This is a genomic window from Streptomyces sp. NPDC048352 (genome assembly GCF_040651895.1).
GTDB lineage: Bacteria > Actinomycetota > Actinomycetes > Streptomycetales > Streptomycetaceae > Streptomyces.
Map to the genome: position 1 here is coordinate 101,510 of NZ_JBEZKZ010000005.1, position 19,374 is coordinate 120,883.

A 19,374-nucleotide genomic window follows, 5' to 3' on the forward strand; every position below is an offset into this window, starting at 1 on the left:
CGTTCTGCGTACTGCCTGAGGTGTTACGCCGGGACGCTGGCGACACCCTGCGCGAGGAACTTCTTGCCGTTCACCCGCTCGGAGACGCCCTCACGGTCCAGGTACGGGGTGATGCCGCCCAGGTGGAAGGGCCAGCCCGCACCGGTGATGAGGCAGAGGTCGATGTCCTGGGCCTCGGCCACGACACCCTCCTCCAGCATCAGGCCGATCTCCTGCGCCACCGCGTCCAGGACGCGGTCGCGGACCTGCTCCTCCGTCAGGACGGAGTCGCCCTGCACCAGGAGGGCGGCGACCTCGGGGTCCAGCTCCGGCTTGCCGGAGTCGTAGACGTAGAAGCCGCGCTTGCCGGCCTTGACGACCGCGGCCAGGTTCGGGGAGACGGTGAAGCGCTCCGGGAAGGAACGGTTCAGCGTCTCGGAGACGTGCAGGCCGATCGCCGGACCCACGAGCTCCAGCAGCACCAGCGGCGACATCGGCAGGCCGAGCGGCTCGATGGCCTTCTCCGCCGTGGCCACCGGGGTGCCCTCGTCGATGACGTTCTGGATCTCGCCCATGAAGCGGGTCAGGATGCGGTTCACGACGAACGCCGGGGCGTCCTTGGTGAGGACCGCGGTCTTCTTCAGCTTCTTGGCGACACCGAAGGCCGTGGCGAGCGAGGCCTCGTCGGTCTGCTCACCGCGGACGATCTCCAGCAGCGGGAGGATCGCGACCGGGTTGAAGAAGTGGAAGCCGACCACGCGCTCCGGGTGCCGGAGCTTGGAGGCCATCTCCGACACCGACAGCGAGGAGGTGTTGGTGGCGAGGATCGCGTGCGCCGGGGCGACCGCCTCGACCTCCGCGAACACCTTCTGCTTGACGGACATCTCCTCGAACACGGCCTCGATGATGAAGTCCGCGTCCGCGAAGCCCTCGGCCTTGTCCAGGACGCCGGTCACCAGGGCGGTCAGGCGGTTGGCCTTGTCCTGGTTGATGCGGCCCTTGCCCAGCAGCTTCTGGATCTCGGCGTGGACGTAGCCCACGCCCTTGTCCACGCGCTCCTGGTCGATGTCGGTGAGGACCACCGGCACCTCCAGGCGGCGCAGGAACAGCAGAGCCAGCTGCGAGGCCATCAGGCCCGCGCCGACGACGCCGACCTTGGTGACCGGACGCGCCAGCGACTTGTCCGGGGCGCCGGCCGGGCGCTTGCCGCGCTTCTGGACCAGGTTGAAGGCGTAGATGCCCGAGCGCAGCTCGCCGCCCATGATCAGGTCCGCGAGGGCCTGGTCCTCGGCGTCGAAACCGGCCTGGAGGTCGCCGTCCTTGGCCGCGGCGATGATGTCCAGCGCGCGGTAGGCGGCCGGAGCGGCGCCGTGCACCTTGGAGTCCGCGATGAAGCGGCCCTTGGCGACGGCCGCGTCCCAGGCCTCGCCGCGGTCGACCTCGGCGCGCACGACCTCGGTCTCGCCCTTCAGGACCTTCGCGGTCCAGATGAGGGACTGCTCCAGGAAGTCCGCGCCCTCGAAGATCGCGTCGGCGATGCCGAGCTCGAAGACCTGCTTGCCCTTCAGCTGGCGGTTCTGGTTGAGCGAGTTCTCGATGATGACCGAGACCGCGCGCTCCGCGCCGATCAGGTTCGGGAGGATGGCGCAGCCGCCCCAGCCCGGAACCAGGCCGAGGAAGACCTCGGGCAGCGAGAAGGCCGGGATGGCCTTCGAGACGGTGCGGTAGGAGCAGTGCAGGCCGACCTCGACACCGCCGCCCATCGCCGCGCCGTTGTAGTAGGCGAAGGTCGGGACGGCCAGCGCGGACAGGCGCTTGAAGACGTCGTGGCCGCCCTTGCCGATGGCGAGCGCCTCGTCGTGCTTCTTCAGCAGCTCGACGCCCTTGAGGTCGGCGCCGACCGCGAAGATGAACGGCTTGCCGGTGACGCCCGCGCCGACGATGGAGCCCGCGAGGGCCTCCTGCTCGACCTGGTCGATCGCCGCGTTGAGGTTGGCGAGGGACTGCGGGCCGAAGGTGGTCGGCTTGGTGTGGTCGAAGCCGTTGTCCAGCGTGATGAGCGCGAAGCGCCCGGCGCCGAACGGCAGGTCCAGGTGGCGGACGTGCGCGGACGTGACGACCTCGTCCGGGAACAGCTCGGCCGCGCCCTTCAGGAGCTCAGCGGTGGTGCTCACTTGGAGTCTCCCTCGGCGTTGAAGTTCGGGTTCTCCCAGATGACCGTGGCGCCCATGCCGAAGCCGACGCACATGGTGGTCAGGCCGTAGCGGACGTGCGGCTGCTCCTCGAACTGGCGGGCCAGCTGCGTCATCAGGCGGACGCCGGAGGAGGCCAGCGGGTGGCCGAAGGCGATGGCGCCGCCGTACTGGTTGACGCGGGCGTCGTCGTCGGCGATGCCGTAGTGCTCCAGGAAGGCCAGCACCTGCACGGCGAAGGCCTCGTTGATCTCGAACAGGCCGATGTCGTCGATCGTCAGACCGGCCTGCGCGAGGGCCTTCTCGGTGGCCGGGATCGGGCCGTAGCCCATGACCTCCGGCTCGACACCCGCGAAGGAGTAGGAGACGAGGCGCATCTTGACCGGGAGGTTGTTCTCGCGGGCGAAGTCCTCGGACGCGATGATCGCGGCGGTGGCACCGTCGTTGAGACCGGCGGCGTTGCCCGCGGTGACCCGGCCGTGCGTGCGGAACGGGGTCTTCAGGCCGGCCAGGTTCTCCAGCGTGGTGCCCGGGCGCATCGGCTCGTCGGAGGTGACCAGGCCCCAGCCGGTCTCGCCCGCGGCCTCGTTGGTGTTGCGCACCGAGATCGGGACCAGGTCCTGCTGGATCTTGCCGTCGGCGTACGCCTTGGCGGCCTTCTCCTGCGAGCGCACGGCGTACTCGTCGGCGCGGAGCTTGGTGATCGTCGGGTACCGGTCGTGCAGGTTCTCGGCGGTCATGCCCATGAACAGGGCGGACTCGTCGACCAGCTTCTCGGAGACGAAGCGCGGGTTCGGGTCGACGCCCTCGCCCATGGGGTGGCGGCCCATGTGCTCGACACCGCCGGCGAGGGCGACGTCGTACGCACCGAAGGCCACACCGCCCGCGACGGCGGTCACGGCGGTCAGCGCGCCGGCGCACATGCGGTCGATGGAGTAGCCCGGGACGGACTGCGGCAGGCCCGCGAGGATGCCGGCGGTGCGGCCCAGCGTCAGGCCCTGGTCGCCGATCTGGGTGGTCGCCGCGATGGCGACCTCGTCGATCTTCTTGGGGTCGAGGTCCGGGTTGCGGCGCAGCAGCTCCCGGATCGCCTTCACGACGAGGTCGTCGGCGCGGGTCTCGTGGTAGATGCCCTTCGGGCCCGCCTTGCCGAACGGGGTGCGGACGCCGTCGACGAAGACGACGTCCCTGACGGTACGAGGCACGTTGGCTCTCCTCCAGGTACGGGATGGCGCTGCTGCGCGGGGGCGGCCCGGCCGACTGGCTGAGCGCCCGCTCACCCGGCCATGCTACTTGCCGGTAACCGGCGTGCACACCCCCTCCCCGAACAGCGGCGAAGGTCACACTCCCGAACCCGCGCGCCCCTTCCGCGCGCCCGTCCGATCGGAGCGCCCCGGGCTACCCGAACGGGTCGGACACCGGTCCGGGCGGGTGCGTCGAGGGCCCCGGGCGCCCGCGCCTGCGGATCCTGGCCCGGTCTCGGCGTCCCGGCATCCCGGCCGGGGCCGAACGGACCGAAAGGGACCCCCCCATGCCGGCCGCGCCCATCATCACCACCGACCACCCCGTACCCCATGTCTCCCAGCTCCCCGTCACCAAAGGGGAGACCATCAACCTCTTCGTGCGCGAGCGCGACGGCACGAAGAACCCCGCGGAGCGGACCGCGGTGCTGATGTTGCACGGCCGCAGCGTCCCGGTGCTGCCGGGCGCGGACTTCGGCACCGGAAAGTACAACTGGATGATGTTCCTGGCAGAGGCGGGCTACGACGTCTTCGCCATGGACCTCCAGGGTCACGGACGCTCGTACCGGCCCCCGGTGATGGACGAGCCCCGCAACGCCAACCCCAAGCAGCAGGGCATCGTCCACAACGGCCACCCGCTGCCGGGCCCGGGGCCCGACCCGGTGGTGGACCCGCGGCAGCTCGGGGACACCCGCAGCGACGTGTCCGAGGTGCACACCGTCGTGGAGTTCATCAAGAAGCGGCACAACCTGAAGAAGGTCGCCCTCATGGGCTGGTCCGCCGCGGCACAGGTGTTCGGCCCCTACTCCATCCAGTACTCGGAGAACGTATCGAGCCTGTTCCTCCTGGCGCCGGTCTTCCCGCCGGACGGCCCGGCCGCCGAGAGCGGCACCGATTGGGACCCGCCGCTCCCGCTTCCGCTGTCCACCCCGCCCGGCACGTGGGGCTTCCCGATGAACCTCCTCAGCAGGAAGGGCTTCGCGGACGCCTGGGCGAAGGAGCTGGGCTGTCCCGGACAGCGCGACGACGACATCGAGGACAAGGTGTGGGCCGCGATCATGGAAAGCGACACGCTGGGGCGCACCTGGGGTCCGCCGACCGCGTCCGGGGCGCCGCAGGGGGTGCTCCGCTACCGGAACCCCTTCTGGTGGGGCTGGAACAAGACCGGGGCCAAGCTCCAGGGAGTGCTCGGTGACAAGGTGCCCGTGCTCATCGCGTACGGGGAGCGTGACAAGACGGTCAACAGTCCGCCGGGAACCGTGCCCTTCCTCTCCGTCACCGAGCTCTACAAGACCATCCCCGGCCCGAAGAAGCTGATGTTCAAGCTGGCCTGCTCCGGTCATCAGATCCCGTGGGAGCGGATGTCCAAGCACGTGCACCACCTGTCCCGCGAATGGCTCAAACACACCGCCATCGACGGGCACACCCAGGGCAGCTTCCTCATGGACAAGGACGGCAACATCACCACCGCGCCGTGAAACGACGCAGGCCCCCGGCTCGGGGAGCCGGGGGCCTGCGCGGGGTGGAGCGGGATCAGGCGGTCGCCGCCAGAGCGGTCACCAGCACGGGCGTGACCTGCTCGATCTGCCAGGGGCGGGCGCCGTGGTCCGCGAGGGCCTGGGCGACCGTGTCCGGCCCCAGCCGCTGCGGGGGCTCCCAGCACAGCCGGCGCACCGTGTCCGGGGTGATCAGGTTCTCCTGCGGCAGGTTCAGCTGCTCGGCCAGCGCCGACACGGCCGCACGGGCCGCCGACAGCCGCGCCGCGGCGGCCGGGTCCTTGTCCGCCCAGGAACGCGGCGGCGGCGGGCCCGCCGGGGACGCACCCGGCTGCGGCAGCTCGCTCTCGGGCAGGGCCTTCGCCCGGTCCACGGCGGCCATCCACTGGTCCAGCTGGCGCCGGCCCATCCGCTGCCCGTACCCGGGAAGCGCCGACAGGGCGTGCACGTTCGAAGGCAGGGCCAGGGCCGCCTCGACGATCGCCGCGTCGCCCAGCACCTTGCCGGGGGAGACGTCCCGGCGCTGCGCGATGCGGTCGCGGGACTCCCACAGCTCCCGGACGACGGCCATCTGGCGGCGGCGGCGCACCTTGTGCATGCCGGAGGTGCGGCGCCAGGGGTCCTTGCGGGGCGGGGCGGGCGGGGCCGAGGCGATGGCGTCGAACTCCTGGCGGGCCCACTCCAGCTTGCCCTGCCGGTCCAGCTCCTTCTCCAGCGCGTCCCGCAGGTCCACCAGCAGCTCCACGTCGAGCGCGGCGTAGCGCAGCCACGGCTCGGGAAGCGGGCGGGTCGACCAGTCGACGGCGGAGTGCCCCTTCTCCAGGGCGTAGCCGAGCACGCTCTCGACCATGGCGCCGAGGCCGACGCGGGGGAAGCCCGCCAGGCGGCCGGCCAGCTCGGTGTCGAACAGCGAGGTCGGCACCATGCCTATGTCCCGCAGGCACGGCAGGTCCTGGGTGGCGGCGTGCAGGATCCACTCGGTCCCGGAGAGGGCTTCGCCCAGCGCGGACAGGTCGGGGCAGCCGACCGGGTCGATCAGCGCGGAGCCCGCACCCTCGCGGCGCAGCTGCACGAGGTAGGCGCGCTGCCCGTAGCGGTAGCCGGAGGCGCGCTCGGCGTCCACGGCCACGGGCCCGGTGCCGGCGGCGAAGGCCGCGACGACCCGGGCGAGGGCCTCGGCGTCGGCGACGACGGGCGGAATGCCCTCACGGGGCTCGAGCAAGGGAATCGGCGTCGGCTGCCCATCGGACGGAACCTCGGCGTCCGGGGGGCCGCCCCCGGTGGTGGTGCGCAGGTGTGCTGCGGTCTCTTGGGCGTCGGTCACCGGTCAAGGGTATCCGGGTATGTGACGCGCCCGTCGCCGGAACGTTCCGTCGACGGGCGCGAGGGGGAGCGGGGCGGCCGGTTCCCGGGGGCTCCCGGCGGGTCGCCCGGAGCCGCGGGGCGGATCAGTGGATGATCCCCGTCCGCAGGGCGACGGCGACCATTCCGGCCCGGTCGCCGGTGCCCAGCTTGCGGGCGATCCGGGCGAGGTGCGACTTGACGGTCAGGGCGGACAGGCCCATCGAGACGCCGATGGCCTTGTTGGACTGGCCCTCCGCGACGAGGCGCAGGACCTCGACCTCGCGGCCGGAGAGCTCTCGGTAGCCGCCCGGGTGGCTCGGGGCACCCGGGGGGCGGCGGTGCATGCGGGCGGCGGCGGCGCCGATGGGGGCGGCGCCGGGCCGGGTGGGGAGCCCGATGTTGGTCCGGGTTCCGGTGACGACGTAGCCCTTCACCCCGCCCGCGAGGGCGTTGCGCACGGCGCCGATGTCATCGGCGGCCGACAGGGCCAGGCCGTTCGGCCAGCCGGCGGCGCGGGTCTCGGAGAGCAGGGTGAGACCGGAACCGTCGGGCAGGTGTACGTCGGCCACGCAGATGTCGCGCGGGCTGCCGACGCGGGGGCGGGCCTCCGCGATGGACGAAGCCTCGATCACGTCACGGACTCCGAGGGCCCACAGATGGCGGGTCACCGTGGAACGGACGCGCGGGTCGGCCACGACGACCATGGCCGTCGGCTTGTTCGGGCGGTAGGCGACCAGGCTTGCGGGCTGCTCGAGAAGAACGGACACCTAGGCCTCCTGGGGGAGTGGCGGGACGGGCCGGCTCGGGGAAGGGAAGCCGGTTCGCACCGTTCGGATGGTCACTGACTCCTTCGGCACGTCACCCACCCGGCTTTAGGGAATGATCACGATTTGGTGAGTAACAATTCGGGCAATTCGGACGCACGATCGATCAAGCGATGATCAGAAGGCCGCCCGGCGCGCACCGTTCTGACACCCCGTTACGACATCGGGCGTCCGATCCGGGCGCGCGCGAGGGGGCCGGACGGCCCCTAGCGGCGGCGGGGCTACGGGTGGTGCGGACCGCGCCGCTGTGGCAGGGACACCACGCCGGTCGCGTTGTCCGTCGGCCCCACCGGCGGCAGCCCGGCGATCTGGCACAGCAGCTCGCACCACGCCGCCAGGTGCGCCGTGGTGTCCGGCACCCCGCCCGCCCCCTCCCGGGGGGTCCACGAGGCCCTGATCTCGATCTGGGTGGCCGGACGGCGTTCCGCGAGCCCGCCGAAGTAGTGCGAGGCGGCCATGGTCACCGTCCCGCTCGCCTCCCCGTACCCCAGCCCGCGCGCCTCCAGCGCCCCCGTCAGCCAGGACCAGCACACCTCCGGCAGGAGCGGGTCGGCCGCCATCTCCGGCTCCAGCTCCGCCCGTACGAGCGTCACCAGCCGGAAGGTGCCCTGCCAGGCCTCGTGCCCGGCCGGGTCGTGGAGCAGGATGAGCCGGCCGTCGGCCAGATCGTCCTCGCCGTCCACGACCGCCGCCTCCAGCGCGTAGGCGTGGGGCGCCAGGCGCTGGGGCGGCTTCGTCGGGTCGATCTCGATCCCCGGCCGCAGCCGCGCCTTGCGCAAGCCCTCGACCGCCCGCCGGAACGGGAGCGGGACGGAGCTCTCCTTCGCGCCGCCCGTACCCTCGGCGCCATCTGAAAATCGTCCCTGAGCCGCAGCCATGCCGGGAAGACTAGGCGGAACGAGCGCCCGTACGGCGCAGGGACACCCGCGCCGGGCCGGGCACTTCGTCATACGTGCGAAGATTCGGGTCGTGAGCGCCAACGAACGCCCCCAGGGCCCGCCGAGTCAGACGTACGATTCCGCCTTCCTGAAGGCGTGCAGGCGAGAGCCGGTACCCCACACCCCCGTGTGGTTCATGCGGCAGGCGGGGCGCTCACTCCCCGAGTACCGCAAGGTGCGCGAGGGCACGGCCATGCTGGAGTCCTGCATGCGCCCCGACCTGGTCACCGAGATCACCATGCAGCCCGTACGGCGCCACAACGTCGACGCGGCGATCTTCTTCTCGGACATCGTCGTCCCGCTGAAGGCCATCGGCGTCGACCTGGACATCAAGCCGGGCATCGGCCCGGTCGTCGCCCAGCCGATCCGCCGCCGCGAGGACCTCGCACAGCTGCGCGACCTCACCCCGGAGGACGTCACGTACGTCACCGAGGCGATCGGCATGCTCACGGGTGAACTGGGCGGCACGCCGTTGATCGGCTTCGCCGGCGCGCCCTTCACCCTCGCGAGCTACCTCGTCGAGGGCGGTCCGTCCAAGAACCACGAGCACACCAAGGCCCTCATGTACGGGGACCCCGGCCTGTGGGCCGAGCTGCTCGACCGCCTCGCCGAGATCACCTCCGCCTTCCTCAAGGTCCAGATCGAGGCCGGCGTCTCCGCCGTCCAGCTCTTCGACTCCTGGGTCGGCGCGCTGGCCCCGGCGGACTACCGCCGCTCGGTCATGCCCGCCTCCGCGAAGGTCTTCTCCGCCGTCGAGCACTACGGGGTCCCGCGCATCCACTTCGGCGTGGGCACCGGCGAGCTGCTGGGCCTGATGGGCGAGGCCGGCGCCGACGTCATGGGCGTCGACTACCGGGTCTCGCTGGACGAGGCCGTGCGCCGGGTCGGCCCCGGCAAGGCGCTCCAGGGCAACCTGGACCCGGCCGTCCTCTTCTCCACCCCCGAGGCCGTCGAGGCCAAGGCGGACGAGGTGCTGGCCGCCGCGGCGGGCCTGGAGGGCCACGTCTTCAACCTCGGCCACGGCGTCCTGCCGACCACCGACCCGGACGCCCTGACCCGCCTGGTGGACTACGTCCACACGAAGACGGCCCGCTAGAGCCGGAGGTCCGGGGGCGGGTGCCTGCGGCGTCTGTCCCCTACCCGCCCTTCCACCGTTCCCCGGGGCTCCGCCCCGGACCCCGTTGCGTTCGAGGCGCGGGGTCCGGGGGCGGAGCCGCCGGGAAGGCGACCCGCTAGACCCCCGCCGCCCGCACCGCGGAGACGGCCTTGCGGGCGGCGACCAGCACCGGGTCCCACACCGGGGAGAACGGCGGGGCGTAGCCCAGGTCCAGGGAGACGACCTGCTCCACCGTCATGCCCGCCGTCAGGGCGACGGCCGCGATGTCCACCCGCTTCGCCGAGCCCGCCCCGCCGACGATCTGGACGCCGAGCAGGCGGCCCGTGCGCTGCTCCGCGAGCATCTTGACCGTCATCTGCGCCGCGCCCGGGTAGTAGCCCGCCGTGTTCGTCGAGCGGACGGCGGCCGTCACGAACCGCAGGCCCGCCTCCCGCGCGTCCTTCTCGCGCAGTCCGGTACGGGCGATCTCCAGGTCGCAGACCTTGCTGACCGCCGTGCCGACGACCCCCGGGAAGGTCGCGTAGCCGCCGCCCGCCCCCGAGCCAATGACCTGGCCGTGCTTGTTGGCGTGCGTGCCCAGCGGGATGTGCCGCAGCCGGCCCGCCACCAGGTCCAGCACCTCCACGCAGTCACCGCCCGCCCAGATGTCCTCGTGCCCCCGGACCCGCATCGACAGGTCCGTCAGCAGGCCCCCGGACTCGCCCAGCGGCAGCCCGGCCGCCCGGGCCAGGGACGTACGCGGCTCGACGCCGAGGCCGAGCACCACCACGTCCGCCGGGTACTCCTGCCCGTCCGCCGTGACCACCGCGCGGGCCCGGCCCTCCCCGTCGTGCAGGACCTCCACCGCCTCGGCGCGGGCCACCGTACGGATCCCCATGCCGTTCATCGCGCTGTGCACCAGGGCGCCCATGTCCGGGTCCAGGGTGGACATGGGCTGCTCGCCCCGGTGCAGGACCGTGACCTCGTACCCCCGCCCGGTCAGGGCCTCGGCCATCTCCACCCCGATGTAGCCCGCGCCGACCACGACCGCCCGGCGGCCCTCCGTCCGCTCCAGGGTCCCCATCAGGCGCTGCCCGTCGTCCAGGGTCTGGATCCCGTGCACCCCGTGCGCGCCGATCCCCGGCAGCTTCGGCCGGACCGGGCGGGCGCCGGTGGCCAGGACCAGCTTGTCGTAGCCCGTCCAGGACTCGGCGCCGCTCTCCAGGTCGCGGGAGCGCACCCGGCGGCCCGGCACGTCCAGCTCCACGACCTCCGTGCGGGTGCGCAGGTCGATGCCCCGGTCGCGGTGCTCCTGGGGGGTGCGGGCGATCAGGTCGTCCCGCTCGCCGACCAGGCCGCCGACCCAGTACGGGATCCCGCACGCGGAGTACGAGGTGAAGTGCCCGCGCTCGAAGGCGATGATCTCCAGCTCCTCCGGGCCCTTCAGCCGCCGGGCCTGTGACGCGGCGGACATCCCCGCCGCGTCCCCGCCGACCACCACCAGTCGTTCCACCGCCATCGTCCGCCCCGCCTCCGTGCGCGCCTTCGCCTACGGGGACACGCTACGGGCGCATCCTCCGTCAGTCCTGGACATCCGCTCCGGGCTCCACCGGGGCTCCGGCCCTGCCCCGGGCATCCGCGGGGACGGCCTGGCGCGGTACCCGGGTCCGGGCCGGGCCCGTCGCCGGCTTCGCCGGGCGCAGCCGGCGGTACGCCCTGAACCCGAGGAACACCAGCGCGCCGGCGATCGCGAACGGCAGCACCGCCGCGACCGCGAGGGCCAGGTAGCGCACGAGCGTCGTGAACAGGCTCCAGCCGCCGTCCAGGGCGTCCCCCAGGCCCGGCTCCTCCTCCTCGCGCTCCGCCGCGGCCGCCGCGGGCTCCGAGACGGACACCGTGACCGTGCCCAGCGCGGTCTGGTCCTTCAGCGCGTTCTGCTGGGCCAGCAGCGACTCCAGGTCGGACTGGCGCCGGCTCAGCTCGCCCTCCAGCATCACCACGTCGCTCAGCGCCGAGGCCTTCTCCATCATCTCCCGCACCCGGGCCACGCTGGCCTGCTGGGACTTGACGCGGCTGTCGACGTCGGCGACCTTCTCGGTGACGTCCTGCGCCTCGACCTTCCGGTTCAGCAGCTTCCCGCTGCCCTCCAGGGCGCCGATCACCGCGTCGAAGCGTTCGCCCGGCACCCGCAGCGTCAGCGTCGAGGTCATCCGGCCGTCCTTGGCGCGCTCGGTGGACTCGTTGCCGACGTACCCGCCCGCGCCCTCGGCCGCCGTGCGGGCCGCGGCCAGGGCCTTCTGCGGCTCCGCCGTCTCGATGGCCAGCGTCCCCGTACGGATGACGTGCGGGCGCAGCGGCGCCTGCGTCCCGGCTCCGGCGTCGGTCCCCGACGCCGGGGGAGCGGCCGCTCCGGCCCCCGGCTTGCCCGGGGCGGCGGCCCCTTCCCGCGGCCCCGCGACCGCGGCCCGGTCGGAGGCGGCCCGGCCGCCGTCGGCCCCGCATCCCGCGAGGACGAGGGCCCCGGCGAGGGAGAGGCCGGCCAGCGCCGCGGCGCGGCGGTGTCTGTGGAGCGCGTGCATCGTCAGTACCCCCGGGGGATCGGCTGATGTCCCCCCTTCGACGTCCCGCGCCCCCGGGCGGGTTTCGCCCGCCAGGTCCCGGCCTGATCCCGATGCGGTCACGTTCCGGCCTCACCGGCCGGTCTGCGACGATGTGTTCATGCACGAAGCGGACACACGTACGGACGGGCCGGCCCCCTCGCGGCACGTCGTCGTCATCGGCGGCGGCATCGCCGGGCTCGCGGCCGCCCACCGGCTGCTCGCCGGCGGAGTCCGCGTCACCCTTCTCGAAGCGGGCCCGCGCCTCGGCGGCAAGCTGTACGCCTCGGAGCTCGCGGGCGCCCCCGTCGACCTCGGCGCCGAATCCGTGCTCGCCCGCCGCCCCGAGGCCCTGGAGCTCGCCCGGGCCGTCGGCCTCGGCGACGCCCTCCAGCCCCCGGCCACCACCACCGCCCGGCTGTGGACCCGCGGCGCGCTGCGCGAGATGCCCCGCGGCCACGTGATGGGCGTCCCGGGCGACACGGCCCCGCTCGCGGCCTCCGGCGTGCTGTCCGCCGAGGGCCTCGCCCGCATCTCCGCCGACACGGCACTGCCGCCCACCGAGGTCGGTGACGACGTGGCCGTCGGCGCGTACGTCGCCGCCCGGATGGGCCGCGAGGTCGTCGACCGGCTCGTCGAACCGCTGCTCGGCGGGGTCTACGCCGGCGACGCGTACCGCATCTCGATGCGCGCCGCCGTCCCCGCCCTGTACGAGGCCGTCCGCACCCACCCCACGCTGACCGAGAGCGTCCGCTCCCTCCAGGGCGGGGCCGCCGCCCGCGCGGCCGCCGAGCGGACCACCGTCACCGGTGCGGCCGCCACCGGCGCCTTCTTCGCCGGGATCGCCGGCGGCATCGGCCGGCTGCCGCTCGCCGTCGCCGACGCCTGCCGGGCCGCCGGGGCGCGGCTGCTGACCGGCACCCCGGTGCGCGGCATCAGCCGTACCCCCGCCGGCTGGCGGATCACCGCCGACGGTGAGGTCCTCGACGCCGACGCCGTGGTCCTCGCCACCCCCGCCGGACCCGCCGCCGAACTGCTCGCCCCGCACGCGCCGACGGCCGCCGCCGGGCTGCGCGAGGTCGAGTACGCCTCCATGGCCCTGGTCACGATGGCCTTCCGGCGCGGTGACCTGCCCGCCGCGATCGCCGACGGAGGCGCCAGCGGGTTCCTCGTACCGCCCGTGGACGGCCGGACGATCAAGGCGTCCACCTTCTCCAGCAACAAGTGGTCCTGGGCCGGGGCCGACCCCGAGCTGTTCCTGCTGCGCACCTCCGTCGGCCGCCACGGCGACGACGGCGACCTCCAGCGGGAGGACGCCGAGCTGGTCGACGTCTCCCTCGGCGACCTCGGCGAGGCCGTCGGGCTGGCCGCCCGGCCGGTGGCCGCGACCGTCACCCGCTGGGACGGCGGACTGCCCCAGTACCCGGTCGGCCACCTCGCCCGCGTCGAGCGGATCAGGGCCGCCGTCGCCGCGCTGCCCGGCTTCGTCGTCTGCGGGGCCCTGTACGACGGCGTGGGCGTCCCGGCCTGCATCGCGAGCGCCCGCACGGCGGCCGACGCGGTGATCGCCGCGATGGCCACCCCTGGGACAGACCACTGATCAGCACACGGGACAATGGACACATGACTGCACCAGAGAAGATTCCCAACGCGGGGAAGAAGGCGAAGGACCTCAACGAGGTCATCCGCTACACCCTGTGGTCCGTCTTCAAGCTGAAGGACGTCCTGCCGGAGGACCGCACCGGCTTCGCCGACGAGGTCCAGGAGCTCTTCGACCAGCTGGCAGCCAAGGACATCACCGTCCGCGGCACCTATGACGTCTCCGGCCTGCGCGCCGACGCGGACATCATGATCTGGTGGCACGCCGAGACCTCGGACGAGCTGCAGACCGCCTACAACCTGTTCCGCCGCACCAGGCTGGGCCGCGCGCTGGAGCCGGTGTGGTCGAACATGGCCCTGCACCGCCCGGCCGAGTTCAACAAGTCGCACATCCCGGCCTTCCTGGCCGACGAGGTCGCCCGCGACTACGTCAGCGTGTACCCCTTCGTGCGCAGCTACGACTGGTACCTGCTGCCCGACGAGGACCGCCGCCGCATGCTCGCCGACCACGGCAAGATGGCCCGCGGCTACCCGGACGTGCGCGCCAACACCGTCGCCTCCTTCTCGCTGGGCGACTACGAGTGGCTGCTGGCCTTCGAGGCCGACGAGCTCTACCGCATCGTCGACCTCATGCGCCACCTGCGTGCCTCCGAAGCCCGGATGCACGTCCGCGAGGAGGTGCCCTTCTACACCGGGCGCCGCAAGTCCGTCGCCGATCTGGTGGCCGGGCTCGCCTGAGACCTCCCCTGGGGGGAAGGACCGGAGGAACACCCGTGACACAAGGGTGGCCCTCCGGGGATCGGGAGGCCCTGCCCCCGAAACGACGCAGCCGGAGATCCCGCCCGGAAGTTCAGACGGCCGGCGGCAGCAGCGCCCTGGAGGTGCTCGCCGCCCGGTCGTCCAGCGACACCGGTGCGGGCTCCGGATGCGGCGCACACGTCACGCGCCACCCCGGGGTGGCCCCCGTCAGCAGGTACCGCTCCACGTGCCGGTCCACGCACGCGTTGCGTCCGCCGACCACCCCGTGGGCGCCCGCCCGCTGCTCCGTGACCAGCGCGGCCCGCGCGCCGAGCCGCCCCTGGAGCTCCAGCGCGCCCCGGTGGGGCGTCGCCCCGTCCCGCTCCGCCGCGACGATCAGCGTCCCCGGCAGCCGGCCCGGCGGCGCCCCGACGTCGACCGGCCGCCGGCGCGCGGGGACCGGCCAGGAGGCGCAGGGCAGGTTCAGGAAGGTGTTGGTCCAGGCCTCGAAGGGGGCGCGGCGGGCCAGTTCGGTGCTGTCGCGGTCCCAGGTCCCCCAGTCGGCGGGCCACGGGGCGTCGTTGCACAGCACCGCCGTGTAGACGGCCGTCGCGTTCGCCGCCTCGGCCGCGGTACGCGGATCCCGGGCGGCCTGCCGGACGAGCGGGCCCGGGTCCCCGCGCAGGAAGGCGGCGAGGGCCGCGGCCCGCTCCGGCCAGACGTCGTCGTAGTACGCGGTCTGGAGGTACGCCGCGTGCAGCTCGCCCGTCCCGACGACTCCGCCCGCCGGGTCGCGGGCCACGGCCGCGCGGACCTTCTCGTAACTCGCCCGCACCGCCCGCCCGGTGGTGCCCAGCCCGTACGTGGCGTGGTGGCGGGCGGCCCAGGCCCGGAAGTCGGCCCAGCGGCGCTCGAAGCCGGGGGCCTGGCCGAGGTTGTTGCGGTACCAGATGCGGCGCGGGTCGGGATCGACCGCCGAGTCGAACACCATGCGGCGCACGCGGTCCGGGTGGCGGGTGGCGTAGACGGCACCGAGGTAGGTGCCGTACGAGGCCCCGATGAAGGTCAGCCGCGGCTCGCCGAGCGCGGCCCGGAGCACGTCCAGGTCGCGGGCGTTGTTCAGGGTCGTGTACTGGCCGAGCGCCGCTCCGGCGTGCCGGGCGCAGCCGCGGGCGTAGGCCCGGGCGGCGGCCAGCCGCGCCCGCTTGTAGGCGGCGGAGGGCTGCGCCGGCACCTGCGTCGGCCCGTGCGGCCGCTCGGCCGGGTCCTGGCAGTCCAGCGGCGCGGAGCGGCCCACCCCGCGCGGGGCGTAGCCGACGAGGTCGTAGGCGGCGGCGACACGGGCCCACGCGGGGCGGTCGGCGAGCAGGGGGAAGAACATCCCCGACGCGCCCGGTCCGCCGGGGTTGTGGACGAGCGCGCCCTGCCGGGCGGTGCCGCCGCGGCCGCTGGCGGGGACCCGGCTGACGGTGAGGGAGATCTGCGGGCCGTCGGGGCGGGCGTAGTCGAGCGGGACCCGCAGGGTGGCGCACCGCACCGGATCCGGCAGCTCCTCCACGGTGGGGCAGGGGCGGAAGTCCAGCCGCGTGCCCCCGGTGGGGGGCCGGGGCACGGGCCGGGTCCCGGGGGCCGGAGGGCCGGCCGCCGGGCGCAGGGCGGCGGCCGCGGCGGCCCGCCGGGCGACGAGCTCCGCCCCGGCGTCCTCGGCGGCGACCCGTGCGTCCCCGGCACCGGGCCCGGGATCCGCCGCGCTCGCCCGGGCCGGCGCGGGGGCGGGGGCGCACAGGGCGAGGCAGAGGGCCGCCACGGCGGCTCCCCGGCGCGCGGGCGTCGTCGTCCGGCAGGTGCGCATGGCGGCCCCTTCATCTCATCGTCCGGTCCGATGAGATGCCAGGAGCGGGTGGCAGTACAGGCACACCGCCGCAATGCGGCCCGGGATACCCCCGGTTGACGGAGCGTCCGGCCGGCGGAGTGCGGCGGGCGGGCCCGCTACGGCGTGTCGCGCCCGAGGGCGGCCCGCAGGTCCGGGTCGCGTACGGCCCGCAGGCCGCCTATGGCCACCGCCGCCAGGGGGTCGGCGCCGGCGCGGTCGCGCTCCAGGGCCGCGAGCAGACGCCGGCCGGCCGGGGAGGCCCACGGGGACCGGGCGGGGCCGCCCGCCCCGGCGACGGCCAGGCAGCACACCGCGAGCAGCATCGGCAGCGCGAACCAGTACAGCACCTTCGCCACGTCCGCCCCGTCCGCCGGGACGGCCAGCGAGGCCCCCGCCATCGCTACGACCAGCACCGCGGCCCCCTGCACGGACCGGACCCCCTCCGCCACCGCCTCCCGTACCGCGCGCGGCACTGCGAGGCCCGCCCCGGCCAGCCGGTCCGCGAGGGCCGCCACGGCCGCGTGCGCGGCGGCGGCCCGCCGTACGGCCGACACCGGCGACTGCCCGTCGGGGCCGAAGGCGCCCAGCACCGCCCGCTCGTGGTCGTCGCGCCCGACCGGGTCGAGCACGGTGGCCCAGCCGGTGCGGGCGAGCAGCAGCCGGTGGCGGCGTTCCATCGACAGCAGGGTCAGGACGGCGACCCGCTCCGGGCCGCCGGCCAGGTACGCGGCCTCGTACAGGCTCAGCGTCCCCTGCCGCCGGGCGGGGGCGGGCCGGGGCGGCGGCTCGGCGGCCTCGGTGGCGGCCCGCAGCAGGCGGGTGGCCGAGGTCAGCACCCCGGCCCAGGCCAGCAGCAGGAACAAGATCCAGAACATGGCCGATTTCTACAGCCGCGGGAGCGGCATTCGGGCGGCCGGTGCCCAAGCGTGAGCAGCTCGTGATGCGGTGGTGATGGGCGGTCAGGAACTGCTGGAGCAGCTGGAACCGGAGGAACTGCTGCAACTCGAACCGCTGGAGCAACTGGAACCGGAGCTGCTGGAACAGCCGCCGCCGGAACTGCCGGAGCAACTCGAACCGGAACCGCCCGCACAGCCCTGCCCGGAGCCACCGGAACAGCTGCTGCCGGAGGACCCGCAGCCACCGGACCCGGAGGATGCGCCCCCGCCGTCGCCCGTCGCGCACCAGAGCACGGGCAGCAGCTCCGCCGACGACCCGTGCGCGTGCGCCTGCGCGTGCGCCGAGCCGGTCCCGCGCCCCCGGGACTGCGCCGCCGCCAGCCTGGTTCCGCGCGCCGCGGGCACCAGCTGCTCGCGCAGGTACGGGTCCCGCAGCCCCCGCAGACCGAAGAGCGCCGTCTGCACCTGCGGCGCGGGATCCGCCGCGTACCGCTCCCGGAAGCCGGCCAGCGCCCGCCGCCCCGCCGGGGTGATCCGCCGCGCCGCCCGCTTCGCGCACACCACGCCCGCCACGACGCCGCCCGCCAGCGCCGGCAAAACCTGCACGATGAACGGCACCCGGGGATCCGGGGTGAGCGCCCAGAACACGAAGGTGAGCGGCAGCGACACCGGCACCAGCACCGCGCACACCACCGCCTGGACCACCCCCCAACGCCGCGCCCGGCGTCCGGCGCCGGGCGCGCAGAGCAGCCCGCGGGCCGCCAGCGCGTCCCCGGTCTCCTGCACGGCCGGCTCGCGCATGGCGGCGTACCGCACCTGGTAGAGCCACCCGGACGGCGCCTGCGCGAGCGCCAGCAGCACGGCGCGCTCGGCCGGGTCCGCGCCCCGTGCGCCCGGCCGTGCCTGCACGACGCCCGGGCCGCCCGCCACCAGCCGGCCGTCCCCGAGCAGCGAGACGAGCGCGCAGTCCACGACCGTCCCGGGCCCGCCCGCCAGGAACGCGGCCTCGGACAGGTCGTGCAGGGCCGGCGCGGGCCCGGACACCGCCGGCCGGGCGCGGCGCAGGGCGCCGAGCAGCAGCGCGGTGGAGACGAGGACCGCCGCCCAGACGGCGACGGCCAGCGGGTTCACGCCCGCCTCCCGGCCAGGGCGCGGACCCAGCGCGTGACCCGGCTCGGGGGCCGCACCCCCGCCCGGTCGCGCCACCACTCGGTGAGCCGGCGCCGGGCGGCCGTGTCGGCGGGCAGGTCCCGTACGAGCAGGTGCTCGGCGAATTCCAGCGCATCCCGGCGGTATCCGGCCGTCATGGGGCGGTTGCGGGCGTAGTCGAGGAACGCGGTGCGGTAGGCGGCGGGGCCGCCCAGGATCCCGGGCAGCTCCGGCGCGACCTTCGCCACCACGGAGGCCCGCTTGGCGGCCAGCGCCCGCGCCTGCACCCGTACGCGCTGCCGGTTGAAGCCCTCCGGTACGGGGGTCCCGGCGACCAGCGCCGACAGCAGGGCCGCCTGCCCCAGCGCCACCCGGGTCCGCGCGGCCTCACCGGCCTCGCCGGGGGCGCCCTCGCGGACGGCGACCCGCTCGCGCACGGCACCGGAAGCCCCGCCCGCGTCCACCACCGCGCGGATCCGGGCCAGTTCGGCGGCCAGCTCCGCCTCGGGCGGGAAGTCGTCGTCCCGCTCCAGCAGGACGCCGGGCGGGTCCACCCGCTCGCGCAGCCGGGCCAGTACGTCGAGCACCACCGGCGGCACCGGGTGCGCGTGGGTGTCGTGCCAGACGCCGTCGCGCTCCACCCCGCCGGCGACGTGCACGTACGCCAGCGCCTCCAGGGGGATCCCGTCCAGCACGGCGGCCGGGTCCTCGCCGCGGTTGACCCGGTTGGTGTGCAGGTTGGCCACGTCGACGAGCAGCCGCACGCCGGTCCGCTCCACCAGCTCCGTCAGGAACCGGGCCTCCGTCAGCTCCTCCCCGGGCCAGGACACCAGCGCGGCGATGTTCTCCAGCGCCAGCGGCACGGGCAGCGCGTCCTGCGCGATCCGGACGTTCTCGCACAGCACGTCCAGGGCGTCGCGGGTCCGGGGCACCGGCAGCAGGTGCCCGGCCTCCAGCACGGGCGAGGAGGTCCGTACGAAGGCGATGTGCTCGGTGACCAGCGGAGCCCCCAGCGCCACCGCCCGCTCCGCGAGCGCCGCCAGCTTCGCCGGATCGGGGCGGTCGGCGCCCCCGAGGCCCAGCGACACCCCGTGCGGCACGACGCGGACCCCGCGCCCGCGCAACCGCTCCAGGGATGCGGGAAGGTGGCCCGGGCAGACGTTCTCGGCCACCACCTCGACCCAGTCCAGGCCGTCCAGGCGCTCGACGGCGTCCGCGATCTCCGGCCGCCAGCCGATGCCCACCCCCAGGCGTTCCATGGGCTTCATGTCCCCCTCGCCCCCTCTCACGGGCCGTGTGCCGTTGTCATCGCCCGGCCGCACCCGGGCCAACCCCCGGGAGGGGACGTTCAGAGCAACATTTGAGGTTCCCGCCGCCGGTTCCCTCTACCGGCTCCGGCGCCGGCACCGGCG

General features: G+C 74.6%; 15 protein-coding genes. 4 read left to right on the plus strand and 11 right to left on the minus strand.

Annotated features, from left to right (window positions below; all coding sequences use genetic code 11):
* Nucleotides 1-23: 23 nt before the first annotated feature.
* Complete coding sequence (locus tag AB0D45_RS04850) at nucleotides 24-2,153, minus strand: 3-hydroxyacyl-CoA dehydrogenase NAD-binding domain-containing protein (RefSeq protein WP_362455299.1); 2,130 nt, start codon at nucleotides 2,151-2,153, stop codon at nucleotides 24-26.
* Nucleotides 2,150-3,376 carry an acetyl-CoA C-acyltransferase gene (locus AB0D45_RS04855; protein ID WP_007267189.1) on the minus strand — a complete coding sequence of 409 codons (1,227 nt, stop codon included), beginning with the start codon at nucleotides 3,374-3,376 and terminating at the stop codon, nucleotides 2,150-2,152. The genes AB0D45_RS04850 and AB0D45_RS04855 overlap by 4 nt, the downstream gene beginning before the upstream one ends.
* A 326-nt stretch (nucleotides 3,377-3,702) precedes the next feature.
* On the opposite strand from AB0D45_RS04855, the gene AB0D45_RS04860 reads away from it, so the two are divergent.
* Nucleotides 3,703-4,890 carry an alpha/beta fold hydrolase gene (locus AB0D45_RS04860; RefSeq protein WP_362455300.1) on the plus strand — a complete coding sequence of 396 codons (1,188 nt, stop codon included), beginning with the start codon at nucleotides 3,703-3,705 and terminating at the stop codon, nucleotides 4,888-4,890.
* Nucleotides 4,891-4,945: 55 nt separating this feature from the next.
* Here the strand turns inward: AB0D45_RS04860 and AB0D45_RS04865 are convergent, their stop codons facing one another.
* From AB0D45_RS04865 to AB0D45_RS04875, 3 genes are all read right to left on the minus strand, one after another.
* Nucleotides 4,946-6,232: a ribonuclease D gene (locus tag AB0D45_RS04865; protein WP_362455301.1), complete on the minus strand. Its 1,287-nt coding sequence runs from the start codon at nucleotides 6,230-6,232 to the stop codon at nucleotides 4,946-4,948.
* Between the two features lie 124 nt (nucleotides 6,233-6,356).
* Complete coding sequence (locus AB0D45_RS04870; RefSeq protein ID WP_007267191.1) at nucleotides 6,357-7,019, minus strand: response regulator transcription factor; 663 nt, start codon at nucleotides 7,017-7,019, stop codon at nucleotides 6,357-6,359.
* Nucleotides 7,020-7,297: 278 nt separating this feature from the next.
* A complete protein-coding gene (locus tag AB0D45_RS04875; RefSeq protein WP_361603589.1) occupies nucleotides 7,298-7,954 on the minus strand; it encodes a DUF3000 domain-containing protein in 657 nt (218 codons plus the stop codon).
* Between the two features lie 91 nt (nucleotides 7,955-8,045).
* On the opposite strand from AB0D45_RS04875, the gene hemE reads away from it, so the two are divergent.
* Nucleotides 8,046-9,110 carry a uroporphyrinogen decarboxylase gene (gene hemE, locus AB0D45_RS04880; RefSeq protein ID WP_362455302.1) on the plus strand — a complete coding sequence of 355 codons (1,065 nt, stop codon included), beginning with the start codon at nucleotides 8,046-8,048 and terminating at the stop codon, nucleotides 9,108-9,110.
* Nucleotides 9,111-9,246: 136 nt separating this feature from the next.
* On the opposite strand, the gene AB0D45_RS04885 is transcribed toward hemE, so the two are convergent.
* Nucleotides 9,247-10,629, minus strand: a complete 1,383-nt coding sequence (locus tag AB0D45_RS04885) for an FAD-dependent oxidoreductase (RefSeq protein ID WP_362455303.1) — start codon at nucleotides 10,627-10,629, stop codon at nucleotides 9,247-9,249.
* Between the two features lie 61 nt (nucleotides 10,630-10,690).
* The gene (locus tag AB0D45_RS04890) at nucleotides 10,691-11,689 is read right to left on the minus strand and encodes a DUF4349 domain-containing protein (protein WP_362455304.1); all 999 of its coding nucleotides are present in this window, start codon (nucleotides 11,687-11,689) and stop codon (nucleotides 10,691-10,693) included.
* 139 nt (nucleotides 11,690-11,828) lie between these two features.
* Between AB0D45_RS04890 and hemG the strand changes: the two genes are divergently transcribed.
* Together hemG and hemQ are read left to right on the plus strand one after the other, a co-directional pair.
* Nucleotides 11,829-13,307: a protoporphyrinogen oxidase gene (gene hemG / locus AB0D45_RS04895; RefSeq protein WP_362455305.1), complete on the plus strand. Its 1,479-nt coding sequence runs from the start codon at nucleotides 11,829-11,831 to the stop codon at nucleotides 13,305-13,307.
* A gap of 23 nt (nucleotides 13,308-13,330) precedes the next feature.
* Nucleotides 13,331-14,044: a hydrogen peroxide-dependent heme synthase gene (hemQ, locus tag AB0D45_RS04900; RefSeq protein ID WP_361603574.1), complete on the plus strand. Its 714-nt coding sequence runs from the start codon at nucleotides 13,331-13,333 to the stop codon at nucleotides 14,042-14,044.
* A gap of 112 nt (nucleotides 14,045-14,156) precedes the next feature.
* Here hemQ and AB0D45_RS04905 read toward each other — a convergent pair whose 3' ends face one another.
* The 4 genes from AB0D45_RS04905 to AB0D45_RS04920 form a co-directional block, all read right to left on the minus strand.
* Nucleotides 14,157-15,896: an alpha/beta hydrolase gene (locus AB0D45_RS04905; RefSeq protein WP_362455306.1), complete on the minus strand. Its 1,740-nt coding sequence runs from the start codon at nucleotides 15,894-15,896 to the stop codon at nucleotides 14,157-14,159.
* A 137-nt stretch (nucleotides 15,897-16,033) separates the two neighbouring features.
* Nucleotides 16,034-16,792: a TIGR04222 domain-containing membrane protein gene (locus tag AB0D45_RS04910; protein ID WP_362455307.1), complete on the minus strand. Its 759-nt coding sequence runs from the start codon at nucleotides 16,790-16,792 to the stop codon at nucleotides 16,034-16,036.
* A gap of 84 nt (nucleotides 16,793-16,876) precedes the next feature.
* A complete protein-coding gene (locus AB0D45_RS04915; RefSeq protein ID WP_362455308.1) occupies nucleotides 16,877-17,944 on the minus strand; it encodes a TIGR04222 domain-containing membrane protein in 1,068 nt (355 codons plus the stop codon).
* Entirely contained in the window at nucleotides 17,941-19,230 is a 1,290-nt protein-coding gene (locus AB0D45_RS04920; RefSeq protein WP_362455309.1) for a DUF692 domain-containing protein, read from the minus strand. Before AB0D45_RS04920 ends, AB0D45_RS04915 begins: the two co-directional genes overlap by 4 nt.
* Nucleotides 19,231-19,374 lie beyond the last annotated feature (144 nt).